The organism is Microbacterium lacticum, from assembly GCF_006716815.1.
GTDB lineage: Bacteria > Actinomycetota > Actinomycetes > Actinomycetales > Microbacteriaceae > Microbacterium > Microbacterium lacticum.
Map to the genome: position 1 here is coordinate 1113621 of NZ_VFPS01000001.1, position 14645 is coordinate 1128265.

At 70.5% G+C, this 14645-nt stretch carries 13 protein-coding genes and 2 pseudogenes; 8 read left to right on the forward strand and 7 right to left on the reverse strand.

Annotation, left to right across the window (positions count from 1 at the left end; all coding sequences use genetic code 11):
• Positions 1-229: 229 nt before the first annotated feature.
• The 5 genes and pseudogenes from FHX68_RS05390 to FHX68_RS15765 form a co-directional block, all read left to right on the forward strand.
• A complete protein-coding gene (locus tag FHX68_RS05390) occupies positions 230-973 on the forward strand; it encodes a nitroreductase family protein (RefSeq protein WP_170219048.1) in 744 nt (247 codons plus the stop codon).
• The gene (locus FHX68_RS05395; RefSeq protein ID WP_141920080.1) at positions 970-1251 is read left to right on the forward strand and encodes a hypothetical protein; all 282 of its coding nucleotides are present in this window, start codon (positions 970-972) and stop codon (positions 1249-1251) included. The genes FHX68_RS05390 and FHX68_RS05395 overlap by 4 nt, the downstream gene beginning before the upstream one ends.
• 58 nt (positions 1252-1309) lie before the next feature.
• Positions 1310-2556 (forward strand): IS3 family transposase gene (locus FHX68_RS05400; RefSeq protein WP_141920043.1). Its coding sequence is split into 2 segments (ribosomal slippage): positions 1310-1622 and positions 1622-2556, totalling 1248 coding nucleotides; the frame shifts between segments, so codons are not numbered across the junction.
• Between the two features lie 54 nt (positions 2557-2610).
• Positions 2611-3012 carry a hypothetical protein gene (locus tag FHX68_RS05405; RefSeq protein WP_211345051.1) on the forward strand — a complete coding sequence of 134 codons (402 nt, stop codon included), beginning with the start codon at positions 2611-2613 and terminating at the stop codon, positions 3010-3012.
• A 739-nt stretch (positions 3013-3751) separates the two neighbouring features.
• Positions 3752-4429: pseudogene (locus FHX68_RS15765) on the forward strand (IS256 family transposase); the annotation flags it as partial.
• Between the two features lie 5 nt (positions 4430-4434).
• Here FHX68_RS15765 and FHX68_RS15770 read toward each other — a convergent pair.
• From FHX68_RS15770 to rsmA, 7 genes and pseudogenes are all read right to left on the reverse strand, one after another.
• A pseudogene (locus tag FHX68_RS15770) lies at positions 4435-4548 on the reverse strand (transposase); the annotation flags it as partial.
• Positions 4549-4651: 103 nt separating this feature from the next.
• Positions 4652-6496 (reverse strand): ABC-F family ATP-binding cassette domain-containing protein, encoded by a 1845-nt coding sequence (locus FHX68_RS05425; protein WP_141380881.1) that lies wholly within the window; start codon positions 6494-6496, stop codon positions 4652-4654.
• Positions 6497-6527: 31 nt separating this feature from the next.
• Entirely contained in the window at positions 6528-7136 is a 609-nt protein-coding gene (locus FHX68_RS05430; protein WP_141380880.1) for a GrpB family protein, read from the reverse strand.
• 12 nt (positions 7137-7148) lie between these two features.
• Positions 7149-8498, reverse strand: coding sequence for a GNAT family N-acetyltransferase (locus tag FHX68_RS05435; RefSeq protein WP_141380879.1), 1350 nt, complete (start codon positions 8496-8498; stop codon positions 7149-7151).
• Positions 8499-8542: 44 nt separating this feature from the next.
• The gene (locus tag FHX68_RS05440) at positions 8543-9442 is read right to left on the reverse strand and encodes a 4-(cytidine 5'-diphospho)-2-C-methyl-D-erythritol kinase (RefSeq protein ID WP_141380878.1); all 900 of its coding nucleotides are present in this window, start codon (positions 9440-9442) and stop codon (positions 8543-8545) included.
• Positions 9443-9465: 23 nt separating this feature from the next.
• A complete protein-coding gene (locus FHX68_RS05445; RefSeq protein ID WP_141380877.1) occupies positions 9466-10539 on the reverse strand; it encodes an aldo/keto reductase in 1074 nt (357 codons plus the stop codon).
• Complete coding sequence (gene rsmA, locus FHX68_RS05450) at positions 10536-11396, reverse strand: 16S rRNA (adenine(1518)-N(6)/adenine(1519)-N(6))-dimethyltransferase RsmA (protein ID WP_141380876.1); 861 nt, start codon at positions 11394-11396, stop codon at positions 10536-10538. The genes FHX68_RS05445 and rsmA overlap by 4 nt, the downstream gene beginning before the upstream one ends.
• A 215-nt stretch (positions 11397-11611) precedes the next feature.
• Here rsmA and FHX68_RS05455 point away from each other — a divergent pair, with 215 nt between their 5' ends.
• The 3 genes from FHX68_RS05455 to FHX68_RS05465 are packed head-to-tail and all read left to right on the forward strand — an operon-like array spanning position 11612 to position 14645.
• Entirely contained in the window at positions 11612-12277 is a 666-nt protein-coding gene (locus FHX68_RS05455) for a hypothetical protein (RefSeq protein ID WP_141380875.1), read from the forward strand.
• Positions 12274-12777 (forward strand): biotin/lipoyl attachment domain-containing protein, encoded by a 504-nt coding sequence (locus tag FHX68_RS15170; RefSeq protein WP_141380874.1) that lies wholly within the window; start codon positions 12274-12276, stop codon positions 12775-12777. Before FHX68_RS05455 ends, FHX68_RS15170 begins: the two co-directional genes overlap by 4 nt.
• The gene (locus tag FHX68_RS05465; protein ID WP_141380873.1) at positions 12774-14645 is read left to right on the forward strand and encodes a glycosyl hydrolase; all 1872 of its coding nucleotides are present in this window, start codon (positions 12774-12776) and stop codon (positions 14643-14645) included. The genes FHX68_RS15170 and FHX68_RS05465 overlap by 4 nt, the downstream gene beginning before the upstream one ends.

Sequence of the window (14645 nt, forward strand, 5' to 3'; positions counted from 1 at the left end):
GTGCTCCTGCTCCGCGTTCATGCCGTCTCACCGCCAATCCCTGGCACGAGAGCGCGCGTAGGCTCTTCTTTCTCAGCGAATCTCCCCGTCGGGTGACAGGCTCGTCCCGGTACGCGGACGACAGCCGCGTCAGGGCAGGCCGCGAGGACTGCGGCGGACGGAACCGGTGCGAGGAGGTCGGTGGAGCATCTCATGCCGTCAGGTGTGCGTAGGTTCCTGAAAGTGAGTGGTGCGACCTATCGAGTTTGCGGGCTCTTCGGACATTCGGTGGGGGTCATGGGGGGAGGATATCCCGGAGCAGGCTGGCCGAGTCGCTCTCTACGACCAGGCAGCGGGGTTCCCCGGCCGCAAGCACATCGCAACCAAGGGGCATCAGAGCCACTACAAGCCGTCGAACCTGAAGCTGCAGTGGCAGGAGCGGGACTTCGGCAACGTGCGCAAGGTCTCGTTCGCCCGGAGCAAGTCACACGGAGCGCGGGCGCTCGCGTCGATCATTCGATACGGGTTCGGACTGAAGGAGGTTCCCGCCGTCGGGCGTGTACGGCGCTTTAGCCCGTCCGGCGGGAATCTCGGATCACCCGAGGCCGCGATCATCGTGCGCTCGGTACCGGGGGTGGACCCGGGGGTATACCACTACTTGGCGCACTCCGACACGTTCGCCTATCTGGGCGAGATCGGACCTTCCGTCGACGAGGCGGTGCCGGACGGTGATCACGAGGTTTTGCTGGTGGCTACCGGAGCGATCGAACGGATCGCGCGAAAGTACGGGGTGCTCAGTCTTAAGATCTGCCTCCTCGACGCAGGATGCGCGCTCACACAGGTGGCGCACGCGGCTGCAGACCGCGACGTGACCATCACGACTAAGGACCACTGGAACGACGAGACCCTCTCCTCGGTCCTGCGCAACGACAGAACGCAGCATCCGATCATGGCGGTCATGGGGATGACAGGGTTCGAAAGGAGAGAGCTGTGAACTTCTCAGACCGAGGTCGAGTGCTCGTCGAAGCGGTGGTGGACCTGGACGGGACGGATGCCGGCCCAGCTCTCCGAGGCGACTGCTCGTTCGAGGGCGACGTCGAGAACTGGGGGCCCGCAGAGGGGAAGAGCGAAGTATTGTTCGACTTCGCGTCCGTGCAGATGCTCCGTCAGGCAACGCATTTCTACGACACGCAGCGCAGCGTCACCCCGGACGAATTGGCCTCCGTGTGCGAAGCCATGTCCGCGCCGGAGTCTGGGTTGGAGGGGGCTTGACCCCTGATCTTGGACACGCTGATTCCAGCACGATGCTGGGGAAGCGAGAATCTGAGGGATGGCAAGGAAGAACTACACGGACGAGTTCCGGCAGCGTGCGGTGGATTTGTACGAGTCCACGCCGGGCGCGACGCTGAAAGCGATCGCGGCCGATTTGGGGATCTCCCGTGGTGCGTTGAAGGAATGGGTCGACAAGCTCGGATCCGGGACCGCTGCGGCCGGTTCGGTGTCGCCGCCGGTGTCGGTGCGGTCGGAGTCGCAGGCGGCGAGGATCATCCGGTTGGAAGCCGAGTTAGCGGTCTCGAGAGCGGAGCAGGTCAAGCTCGAGACGGAGCGGGACATCCTCCGTCAGGCGGCGAAGTATTTCGCTGCGGAGACGAACTGGTGAACCGCTTCCAGTTCGTCGAGGACCACAAGGACGCCTACGGCGTGAAGCGGTTGTGTGAGGTCATCGAGATCGCCCGGTCCTCGTTCTACGCGTGGCTGGCCGCAGCCCCGGGACGGGCCGCGCGAGCCGCGGACGACGCCCGGTTGGCGGCACGGATCCGGGTGCTGCAGGACCCCGCGCAGGGTGGTGACCGCGCCTACGGGGCACCGAGGATCACTGCCGACCTCAACGACGGCGTCCCCGCCGCCGGGCGGGTGAATCATAAGCGGGTCGCTCGGGTGATGCGGGAACACGCGCTCGCGGGGATCCGACTGCGCCGCCGGGTGAAGACCACGATCCCGGACCAGTCCGGACGGAAGTTCCCCGACCTGATCGGGCGGGACTTCAGCACCGGGGAGCCGAACCGCAGGTATGTCGGCGATATCACCTACCTCCCCATCGCGGACGGCAGCAACCTGTATCTGGCGACCTGCATCGACCTCGGGTCGCGCAAGCTCGCCGGCTGGCAGGTCGCCGACCACATGCGCACCGAACTCGTCGAAGGCGCTCTCCGCGGCGCGCACCGCGACCGCGGATCGCTGGCCGGCGCAGTGTTCCACAGCGACCACGGCTCGGTCTACGCGTCGAAAGCCTACGCAGCACTCTGCGAGCAGCTCAAGGTGACCCAGTCCATGGGCGCGGTGGGCACGAGCGCCGACAACTCGCTGGCCGAGAGCTTCAACGCCGCGCTCAAACGCGAGCTCCTCCAAGGCGCGTCGGCGTTCCCCGATCAAGCCACCGCCTACCGGGCCGTGTTCCGGTGGACGAACCGATACAACACGCGCCGACGCCACTCCGCGATCGGCCAGATCACCCCGAACAGCTACGAGAACACCTACGCGGCCGCGAGATCAGCTACCCTCACGGAAGCGGCATAACCGAAATGACACCGTGTCCAAGATCAGGGGTCAAGCCCCGAGGTTGTGGCGTTTGTGCGGGATGTCGAGGGCTTTCGGCCGGGTGTGTACCTGTGGAGCACGTCCCGGTTCGGGCTGGTCTGCGAGGCCAGCGAGGACGAGCTCGACCGCATCGAGTGGGTCCTCCAACTCGAGTTCGCGCGCAGCCCTGTCTTCGTCGCTGTCGTCGGCGACATCGGGGCCTGCGCGGATATGCACGCCTATCGGCGGATGGTCGTGAGAGCGGGGAGCATGTGCCAGGAGGGTTGGCTGGCCGCAGTCGCCCGAGGTCTCGCCGGTACAATCTTCGCTGGCATCATCCAGGGAGGGATACGCGATCTGGGGTTCGACGCGACGAGACGGAATGCGATCGTCGCGTTCTCATTCGGCCACCCCGTTCGTGTCCCTGGCTCCGCTGACGGCGGCCGTCTCGAGTGACTTGATACGGGACTTGATTGCGGCGAAAGCAGCCGACCACGCTGCGCCAAGCCCGGCCGCAGTCGCACCGGCACCGGCCATCTGAGAGCCGGACTCTGCTGCGGCAGCGAAAGCGAACCAGGCTACCGCGCAGAAGACTCCGACGATGGCAACCAAGGATGCCAGCCGTAAGATGGTCCGTAGCCGTCGAGCGTCATGCGAGTTGTCGTTCATTCTTGCTCCTATCGATTCGTTTTGGGTGCCTCATTCGCTTCGGCTGGCATCTGTGCTGTCGTCTCGAACGTGCACGTGGCTGCCCCGGGGGAGGAGATAATTGTCGTTTATCAGATCCAAGGTCTCATCGATCTGTCGGACCGTAAGATCTCGTAGTGGCGCCCCCTGCGCCCGCGCGCCAACGACCTCCAGAGCAGAAATCGAGACCTTCACTTCGACAAGCGTCTGAACCGCAGAGAGGATGAGCATCTCGACAGAATCGTCCGGGTGGCGACCAGAGTCGGGCGTCCTCCGCGTGGATGATGGGGCCATGATGCTAGCAAACAGTGAGGGCGCTGACGGCGCATCCCCCGTGCGGGGGACTTGCGGGCGAGCTGGAATAGGAATATGTGGAGTGCCAGCCGCCTGTCAGAAGCTGCAGATGCGAATGCGGCCGGCCGCTCGCTTGGGTCTGTCGGAAAGTTTGTGTGTGAGGGGTTCGGCGTGATCGGTTCGGCTTCGGTCGGACGGGAAGATGAATCACGTCATGAGCACTGAATTGAAGACAACAACTGAGCAATCCGAGACCGTCGATCTGCGAACCGGGGAGGTCCTTCCTGCGCCGCCGAATATCACCGCGGTCGCGGAGCAACTCGTGGCCGCCGCTCGTGGTCAAGGGATCGAACGGACTGGCCCGAACGGGCTGCTGACGGGACTGACCCGGCAGGTCCTGCAGTCCGCGTTGGAAGCGGAGCTGACCGAGCACCTCGGCTACGACCCGGGCGATCGGGTCGGGAAGCACACGCCGAACAGCCGGAACGGATCCACGCCGAAGACGGTGCGGACCGAGATCGGCGATCTCACGATCTAGGTCCCGAGGGACCGGGCGGGCACGTTCGCGCCGGTGGTGGTGCCCAAGCATCAGCGCCGGATCGCGGGGTTCGACGAGGCGGTGATCTCGCTGTATGCGAAGGGCATGACCACCGGCGATATCGCCAAGCACCACCTCTCCGATCTCTACGGATCAGACGTCTCTCGTGATCTGGTGTCGACGGTGACCGACAAGGTGCTCGGCGACATGCAGGAATGGCAAGCCCGTCCGCTGGACGTCGTCTATCCCGTGGTTCTGATCGACGCGCTCGTGATCAAGGTCCGCGACGGGCAGGTCGCCAACCGGCCTGTCTACGTCGCTGTCGGCATCGATCTCGAGGGTCACCGTGACGTTCCGCCGCTGACACCGGTCGCGACGACGAGGGCCTGCGAGACGACCCGGCCGCGATGGCGGACGTCGAGGTAAGTGGCGTCGAGGAACAGGTAAGGGAACCAGGTGTGATCGATCCGCCGGATCACCCCAGACGAGCGGCAGCGTGACGGTGTGGTCGTCGATGCGGAGGTCGGCCAGGCGGCGGGTCGTGACAGTCACACGACCAGCCTAGACACGCCCCGGTCAGCCGATCTGCTCGGTGAGGGCGAACCAGCGCTCCTCGAGAGCCGCGACCTCGGCATCCAGCTCGCCGATCCGCGCCATCTTCTCGCCGAGGCCCACGTAGTCGGACTGGTCGTGCTCGGCGAGCGCCGTGCGCGCGGCGTCGGCCTGCGCGGTGAGCTTCTCGATGCGCCGCTCGGCCGCGGCGATCTCCTTCTGCGCCGCGCGCAGATCCGCGCCGCTGAGGGCGGGTCCCGCGGATGCCGGTGACGCGGGCGATCCCGCGCCGGAGCCGGACCCGGCGCCGGAGCCAGACCCGGCGCCCGCCGTCGCCCGCTCCCGCTCGCGCAGCCGCAGATACTCGTCGATGCCGCCGGGGAGATGCCGCAGGCGCCCACCCCCGTCCTGCCCCGGGAGCACGGCGTACTGCTGGTCGGTGACCCGTTCGAGGAAGTACCGATCGTGACTGACCACGAGGAGCGTCCCCGCCCACGAGTCGAGGAGGTCTTCGATCGCGGCGAGCATGTCGGTGTCGAGGTCGTTCGTCGGCTCGTCGAGGATCAGCACGTTCGGCTGGTCGAGGAGGATCAGCAGCAGCTGCAGCCGACGCTGCTGCCCGCCGGAGAGATCCTTCACCGGCGTCGACAGCTGCGCCGACGAGAACCCCATGCGCTCGAGCAGCTGCCCGGGGGTGAGCTCCGTCGCCTTCGACCCCGCCCCGATCGTGTAACTCGTCCGCAGCCCCGAGATCACGACGCGCACGGGATCGTTCAGGTGCTGATCGAGCTCGTCCATGCGCTGGGTGAGAGTCGCGACCTTCACCGTCGAGCCGCGCTTCACCCGTCCGCTCGTGGGGGCGACCGTCCCCGCGACGAGCTCGAGGAGCGTCGACTTGCCGGCGCCGTTGACGCCGAGGATGCCGGTGCGCTCCCCCGGCGCGATGCGCCACTCGATGTCCTTCAGCACGTCGCGGCCGCCGTAGGAGACGCCGGCGTCGAGCAGGTCGACGACATCCTTGCCGAGACGCGAGACGGCGAGCGACTGCAGCGATACCTTGTCGCGGATCTCCGGGACATCCTCGATCAGCACGTTCGCGGCGTCGATGCGGAACTTGGGCTTGGCCGTCCGTGCCGGCGCGCCGCGGCGCAGCCAGGCGAGCTCCTTGCGGGCCAGGTTCTGCCGCCGCTGCTCGATGACCGCCGCCTGCCGGTCGCGCTCGACCCGCTGCAGGATGTACGCCGCGTAGCCGCCCTCGAAGGGCTCGACGATGCGGTCGTGCACCTCCCACGTCGTAGTGCACACCTCGTCGAGGAACCACCGGTCGTGCGTCACGACCAGGAGCGCCCCGGCGTTCCGCGACCACCGGGTCTTCAGGTGCTCGGCGAGCCACGCGATCGCCTCGACGTCGAGGTGGTTCGTTGGCTCGTCGAGGGCGAGCACGTCCCAATCGCCCGCGAGTAGCCGCGCGAGCGCGACGCGGCGGCGCTGACCGCCCGACAGGCCCGCGACCGGGCCATCCCAGTCGAGGTCGCCGACGAGTCCCGCGATGACGCTGCGCACCGTGGCATCCCCCGCCCACTCGTGCTCGGGACGGTCGCCGACGACGGTCTGCGCGACCGTCAGCGCGTCGTCGAGGGTGTCACCTTGATCGAGCACGCCCACCCGCACCCCGCCGCGGACCGTGACCCGGCCGCCGTCGGGCTCGAGACGCCCGGAGAGCATCGCGAGCAGGCTCGACTTGCCGTCGCCGTTGCGCCCCACGATGCCGATGCGGTCGCCCTCGTCGACACCGAGCGAGACGGAGTCGAAGACGACGCGGGTGGGGAATTCGAGGTGGAGGTTCTCGCCTCCGAGGAGATGTGCCATCCCCTTCAGGGTAGGCGAGTTCCGGCTCTGCTCACCCGAGAAGCCCGGCCGCGCGGAACGCGCGGGCGTAGATCGCGCGGATCACGTCCTGCTTGCGGTCGTTGTACGACATCATGTCCTCGCCGTGCGCGTTCGCCGCCTCCGCCGCGGCGTGCTTGGCAGCGGCGTACTCCGCCCGGTCGTCCGGGTGGCCGCGGAGCCAGTCTCGGAAGATCACGTGACGGACGGGTTCGGGGGTGTCCGGAGACCACACGTGCACGAACGCGCGCGGATCGTCGGCACCGAGCAGCCGGTGGCCGTACCACCACGGCTCGCGCACGCGGAGCGTGAACCCCGCCGCCTCGAGCGCGGGCACGTAGGCCGGCTCATCCGCCCCGTCAGCGACGGTGAGGTCGATGTCGATGATCGGCTTGGCCGCAAAACCCGGAACGGAGGTCGATCCGACATGCTCGAGGGCGAGCACCCGCTCGCCGAGCGCGGCACGGATCCTCGTCTCGAGCGCGGCGAACCGCTCCGGCCAGGCGGGGTCGGGCGGCACGATCTCGATGTCCCTCGCGGGGGCGGCGCCGCCCACCCACGGGCTCGCGCCCTCCGGCGCGGGCGTGTCGGAGAAGCGGACGATGTCCGCGGGGTCGAGCATGGCGCGCTCCCGTCAGTACCAGAAGCTCAGGCGGGGCGCCTGAACCGTCTGGAAGAGCCGTGCGACGCGCTCCGGGTCATCGGTCTCGATGCGGCCGGCACGGGCGAGCGTCACCGCCGACACCCCGCCGAGCAGCAGCGCCGACAGTTCCGCGATGCCCAGGCGCACGAACGGGATGCCGAGGGGCGGATCGTCCATCGTCTCCACGAAGCCCGAGCCGTCGGCATCCGTCGTCAGCACGAACGGTCCGCCCGCGATCTCGAGCGGATCGACCACGTCGAGCGCGAGCGTGTCGACGACGTCGTAGGTGCGCGCGGCGAGCGCCGCGGGCACGTCGAGGATGCGTACGTAGTGGTGGTCGCGCACCGCGATCTTCGCGGCGCGCTGATCGGCGATCATCCACCACAGCGGCTCGTCGACGGCCAGTTCGCTCGCGCGGAGCGTGCCGATGAGATCCATCGACAGGAAGAAGCGCCAGAGCCCCGCATACGCCTCGTCGGTGGCCGAGAGGAGCAGCGTGAGGTCGACCGTCGACGCGGCGAAGTCATCAGGATCCTCGCTCACGCGGTAGAGCGCCAGTCCGTCGATGCCGCCGCCGGGGGCGCGGTACTGCACGACGCGGAGCAGCTCGGGATTCTCCGCGTCGGGTCGGGTGCCGAAGAACCGGTCGAGGTGCCCGCCGGGCATCCCGACCTCGCCGACCGACGTGGGCCGGATGCGCTCGTGGAGCTCCTCGGCGAGCTCGCGCCCCCGCTCGCGGCTCACGAAGTCGACGCGGCCGGGGGCTACGGGCCCGATCCACCCCGCGCGGCGCACGTCGAGCGTCCACGACGTCGAGGCGACGGCGGGGGCGAAGCCGAACCGTCCGTAGATCGACGACTCGCTCACGGTGAGCACGGCCGCCGGCACGTCGCGCTCGGCCGCGGTGCGCAGCTCGCCCGCCATCAGCGAGCGCAGGATGCCACGGCGACGGTGCGTCGGCGACACCGTGACGGAGCTGATCGCGGTCACCGGCAGGGCGCCGCCGGGCACCGTCAGCTCGGCCAGCCACGAGGCGAACGTGGCGACCGGCTCGGTCGGCTGCGCTCCGGTGGGGTCGTACACGCCGATCTTCCGGCGGTGCGCCGTGCGGTCGAAGAACGCCTGGCGCCGCTTCTCGTCGGGCTCGCCGTTGAGAAAACCGCGTGCCACGGCATCCAGCCACCGGTCGACCGGTTCGCGATCGGTGTCGTCGACGCGGGTCACCGCGAGGTGCTGCGCGTCGAGTTCGGCGCGGAGAGTCTCGTCGAGCGGGGCGTCGTGCAGGTCGGAGGGGACGTGCAGGTCGGAAGCGTCTGGCCGGTGCAGCGGAGTATCGGTCATGGGGCCACGCTACGCGGGACCACGGACGCGCGGGCCGTGCCAGGTCACCCGAGCACGCGCGCCCCGGGCACGGGGCCGTACGCGGCGACCGCCCCGCGGCCGGCCGCCCGCAGCCCCCGCACGACCTGGTCGGCGGCCTCGGCGTCGGCGGCGAGGAAGGCGACCGTGGGGCCCGATCCCGAGACGAATGCGGCGAGCGCGCCGGCGGCGTCGCCGTCGCGGAGGACTTCGTCGAGCGCCGGCAGGAGGCTGCAGGCCGCCCGCTGCAGATCGTTGCGGACCGCGTCGGCGAGGGCGACCGGGTCGCCCGCCCGAAGCGCCTGCAGCACGGCGGGGTCGACTGAGGGAGCGCCGCGACGCGGGCGGATGTCGATGCCGGCGCGCAGACGGTCGAGCTCCGCGTACACCGCAGGGGTCGAGAGCCCGTCGCCGCGCGCGGCGAGCACCCAGTCGAAGCGCCCGCGCACGAGCGCCGTCGCGAGCTCGTCGCCGCGACCGGTGCCGACGGCGGTGCCGCCGAGCACCGCGAACGGCACGTCGGCGCCCAGCTGCGCGCCGAGCTCCTGCAGCTGCGCGGGCGTGAGGTGCGCGTCGAGCAGCTCGTTGACGGCGACGAGGGTCGCCGCGGCGTCTGCCGAACCGCCGCCCATGCCTCCCGCGACCGGCACGCCCTTGTGGATGTCGATGCGGATGCCGCCGGTGTAGCCCGCCCGCGCCGCGACGAGCCGCGCCGCGCGGACCGCGAGGTTCGAGGCATCCCGCGGCACGCCGGAGACGTCGACGTCACCGGTCACCGCGACCGCGTCGGTCTCGCCCCGGCGCACCCACACGTCTTCGTAGAGCGAGACGGCCTGATAGACGGAGGCGACGTCGTGATACCCGTCGGGCTGCACATCGCCGACGTCGAAGAAGACGTTGATCTTCCCCGGCGCGCGGGCGTGCACGCGGCGGTCCCCTCCGGGCGGCGTCACGCGGTGGCCGATCCCGCCCACAGGTCGACGTCGATCGCGTCGGCGACGGCGTCGATCTGCTCGAGCTCCTCGACGTCGAACGCGGGACCGTCCAGCGCCGCGAGGTTCTCATCGAGCTGCTCGGGCCGCGAGGCGCCGATCAGGGCCGACGCGACCACCGGGTCGCGCAGCACCCACTGGATCGCGAGCTGCGCGAGGGTCTGTCCGCGCTCCTTCGCGACCACGTCGAGGCTGCGGAGGGCCGCCAGGGCGTTCTCGCTCAGCCGTCCGCCCGGCAGCGACGAGCGGCTCTGCGCGCGCTCGGCGGTGCCGTCGCCGAGGTACTTGTCGGTGAGGAGGCCCTGCGCGAGCGGGGTGAACGCGATCGCGCCCATCCCCTCCTGGCGGAGCGCCCCGGTGAGGCCGTCCTCGATCCACCGGTTGAGGATCGAGTACGCCGGCTGGTGGATGATCAGCGGCGTGCCGAGCGAGCGGGCGATCGCCTTCGCCTCGACGGTGCGCTCGGCGCTGTATGAGGAGATGCCGACGTAGAGGGCCTTGCCGTGACGGACGAGCGTGTCGAGCGCGCCGATGGTCTCCTCCAGCGGGGTCACCGGGTCGAAGCGGTGCGAGTAGAAGATGTCGACGTAGTCGAGGCTCATGCGGGTGAGCGACTGCTCGGCGCTGGCTAGCAGGTATTTGCGCGAGCCGTACGTGCCGTAGGGGCCGGGCCACATGTCCCAGCCGGCCTTCGACGAGATGATCAGCTCGTCGCGGTACGGGCGGAAGTCCTCACGGACCATGCGGCCGAAGTTCGTCTCGGCGGTGCCGTAGGGCGGGCCGTAGTTGTTCGCGAGGTCGAAGTGGGTGATGCCGCGGTCGAACGCGTGCCGCAGCAGGGCCCGCTGCCGGTCGAACGGGATGTTGTCGCCGAAGTTCCACCACAGGCCGAGCGACAGCGGCGGCAGGTACAGGCCGCTCTCACCGACCTGACGGAACGCGGCACCCTCGTAGCGGTCTGCGGCGGCGGTGTAGGGGCGGTGGATGTCTCCGCCGCGGGTCGACGGGAAGCGGTCTTCGGTCTCGGTCACCCCTCCAGGCTAGCGAGGTGCGCCGACGCGACGGCGACGAAGTCGTCGATCGTGAGCTGCTCGCCGCGGAGGGTCGGGTCGACACCGGCACGCGTGAGCACGTCGCTCGCGAGCGCCGAAGACCCGCCGAGCACCGGCGCGAGCGCCTGCCGCAGCATCTTGCGGCGCTGCTGGAAGGCGGCGTCGACGATCCCGAACACGGCGCGACGCAGCTGCTCGTCGCCGCGCGGCTCGGCGTCGCGACGGAACGCCACGAGCACGCTGTCGACGTTCGGCACCGGCCAGAAGACCTGCCGCGACACGGTTCCGGCGAGCCGCCACGTGCCGTACCAGGCGGCCTTCACGCTCGGCGCACCGTAGATCTTCGATCCGGGCGGGGCGGCGAGCCGCTCCCCCACCTCGGCCTGCACCATGACGACGCCGCGCGCCAGCCCCGGGAAGGTCGCCATGAAGTGCAGCAGCACCGGCACGCTGACGTTGTAGGGCAGGTTGGCGATGAGCACCGTGGGGTCGCCCGGCAGCTCCGTGACGCGGAGCGCATCGGCATCCACCACCGTCAGCGCCCCCGCGGGCACGCCGTGCGCGGCGGCGGTCTCCGGCAGCCGGGCGGCGAGGCGGTGATCGATCTCGACGGCGGTGACCGCGGCCCCCGTCTCGAGCACGGCGAGGGTCAGCGAGCCGAGCCCCGGGCCCACCTCGACGACCCGGTCGGCGGCGGTGATCTCTCCGACGTGCACGATCTTGCGCACGGTGTTGGCGTCGACGACGAAGTTCTGCCCGAGCTTCTTGGTGGGGGTGACGTCGAGTTCGGCGGCGAGAGCGCGGATCTCCGACGCCCCGAGCAGGGTCACGGGCATGCGTCGAGCCTACCGGGGACGGGCGCACGGTCCGTCAGCACGATCCGTCAGGGAGACGCCGCAGGCCTACGGCAACCTGACGACGATCATCGCCCGCGGTGCCGCCTACATGCAGACGGTGTTCTACCGGTTCGTGCAGCGCGGGCGGAACCGGTTCAACGCGGCCTTCTGCGTCGGCACCAACGTGATCTACCGACCAGCGCATCCAGTACTTCGTGACCGCGATGTTCTACCTCACCGGCATCTGCCCGCTGCTGCTGCTGCTCGTGCCGCCGCTGGAGATCTACTTCGACCTCCGACCGATGAACCTGACGATCACCCCGATCACGTGGGCGCTGTACTACTTCGGCTTCTACGCGATGCATATCCTGCTCGCCTGGTTCGTGGTCGGATCGTTCCGCTGGGAGACCCTGACCCTCGCCACCGCGTCGTTCCCGATCTACACGAAGGCGCTGTGGAACGTGATCACGGGTAAGGACGTCGGCTGGCACGTGACCGAGTCGGGATCGAACCGGTCGCCTTTCGACTTCATCGTGCCGCAGCTGCTCTTCCTGCTCTTCCTCGCCCTGACCTCGGTCGTCGCGATCACCCGCGACGTGCAGAACGGCCAGCCGACGCTCGCGATGGCCTGGAACGTCACGAACACGATCATCCTGGCGCTGTTCGTCGGAGCCGCCGCCCGCGAGGCCTGGGGTCCGCGGCCCGCCGCCTCGATCATCGTCGCCACCGACGACGACGCGCCCGCGCAGCGGACCATCGTCGCCCGGCCGCTGCCCGCAGCCACGCCCGCACCGGCACCCGCACCCGCGCCCGCGCCCGCCCCGGTGCTCGTGAGCGTCGCCGCATCCCCTGCCCCGTCCCGGAGAGGAGTCCGCGCATGAGCTGGGCCAGCCGCCTCAAACTGTTCCTCGGAGTGATCGTCGTGCTCGGCGTCGTCGCCGGGTGCACCCTCGTCTTCACTCAGCGGCAGAGCGCCGCGCAGAGCGCCACCGCCACGATCGAGGCGGAGACCTTGACCGTCGGCGCCGTCTATGCCGGCACCGTCGTCGACCAGCTCGTGCAGCCGGGCGACACGGTCGCCGCAGGCGATCCGCTGCTCACCGTCCACAGCGTGCAGCTCTCCCGTGACCTCGAGGACGACGTGATCACGCCCGCCGAGCTCGACGGCGTCGACACCACGGCGGGCACCTACCAGGTCGTCGCGACGGTCGACGGCACCGTGGCATCCATCGACACCCCCGTCGGCGACTTCGTCACTGCGGGCGGCACGCCCTCGCCCTCGTCGCCTGCACGGCGGGCGGCGGGGCGGGCGCCGGTGGCCGAGGCGCCGCGGCGGGCGCATCGCAGGATGCCGCGGCACCGCTCTCGGGCGACGCGGTGAGCGCCCTCCCCGTCGAGCAGATCTCGAGCGCGGCCATCCCGCATCTCGCCGACGGGGTCGCCCCGCCGACGAGCCGCTGGTACGCGAGCCTGGCGTTCTCCGATCCCGGTGTGCCGGTGTATCCGACGCCGCTCGCGTTCCTCGCGACGGGCGACGGGTTCACCGTCCAGCGCCCGGCCATGAGCGTCTCGCCGACCTCGATCGCGGCGCCCTTCACGGGCGGACTGCACCTCGACCTCGGCGCGACGGACTACCGGGTCGCGCGCACCGACCCCGTGTCGGTGACGATCGCCTACACGGATGCCACGGGCCCGCGCGCCCGCGTCACGATCGCCGAGGGCTCGCCGATCGTCGCCGTCGCCGCGGAGTCGGACCTCGACCTCGTGCTGCCGGAGACGCCCACCGAGGTCGCCGCGGGCGCCTGGACCGTGACGCTCGACGGCGCCGTCCACCTCCTCGTGGCGCCGCAGGCCGAGACCGACGGCTCGGCGCTGCGGGTGCCCGCCGGCGGGACCCTGCAGGTCGCGGTGCCGCCCGACGACGGCGATCTCGCCGCATGGGCGGCGGCGATCGGCGAGCCGGTCACCGGGGTCGCCGTCACGGGCGGCGTCGGCGACGAAGGCGCCGACACCCGCCTCGACTACGAGGGCACAGACCGCACCGTCGTCGTGCCGTTCGCAGGTCTTGACGCCGGCTCCACGAGCCCCGCCGACGACTGCACCCTCGGCACCTACGACACGCCCTACGGCGCGGCGTCGGCGTGCGCGTCGACGACCCTGGAGTGGTCGGTGCCGCGGATCGCGCCCGCCGCCGAGTACGACCTCGCCGGAACCGACGACGCCACACGCGCGTCGCTTCTCGCCCAGGCATCCGACGACCTCGCCGCCACCGGCGCGCTCCCCGACGACACCTACTTCGGCGGCAAGGCGCTCGCGCGCCTCGGCGACCTGCTCTCGCTCGCCCGCACCCTTGGCGACGCCGACCTCGCGACGCGCATCGCCGACCGGCTCGCCGCCGAGCTCGAGCCGTGGACCGTCGCGGACGGGTGCGCGACGCGCGCCGCGAAGTGCTTCGTGTACGACGACCGGCTGCACCTCGTCGTCGGCAAGGAGGTGGGTTTCGGCGCCGAGGACGGCAACGACCACCACTTCCACTACGGCTACTTCCTCGCCGCCGCAGCGTCGCTCGCCGCCGCGCGGCCCGACCTCGTCGACGAGCTGCGACCCGTCATGAACGCCCTCGCCGCCGACGTCGCGGGCGGCTCGGGCGACGCCCTCACGGCGCTCCGCGTCTTCGACCCCTACCGCGGCCACTCCTGGGCGGCGGGCCTCGCCCCCTTCGCCGACGGCAACAATCAGGAGTCGAGCTCGGAGGCCGTCGCCGCGTGGAACGGGCTCGCCCTCTGGGCAGAGGCGAGCGGCGACGACGAGCTCCTCCGGCGCGCCGAGTGGCTGCTGTCGAACGAGGCCGCCGCCGCCCGCACCCTGTGGCTCGAGCCCACCGACCTCCCCGCCGGGTACGCGCACACGATCGTCTCGATCAGCTGGGGCGCGAAGCGCGATGACGCGACCTGGTTCAGCGCCGAGCCGTCGGCGATCCTCGGCATCCAGGCCCTGCCGCTCGGGCCGGTGTCGCTCGAATACTTCGCCGGCGACCCCGCGCGGGTCGCGGAGAACGTCGCGGATGCCGGGGACACCGCGTTCACCGGCCCGCTCGGCGACTACGTGCAGGCGTACTCCGCGCTCGGCTCGCCCGACGCGGCATCCGCCGCCGCGACGGCGTTCGCGGCGCGCACCACCTTCGACGACGGCTGGTCGAAGGCGCTCGCCCTCGCCTGGGTCGCCGCGGTGCGGGCCCGGTCGGGCTGA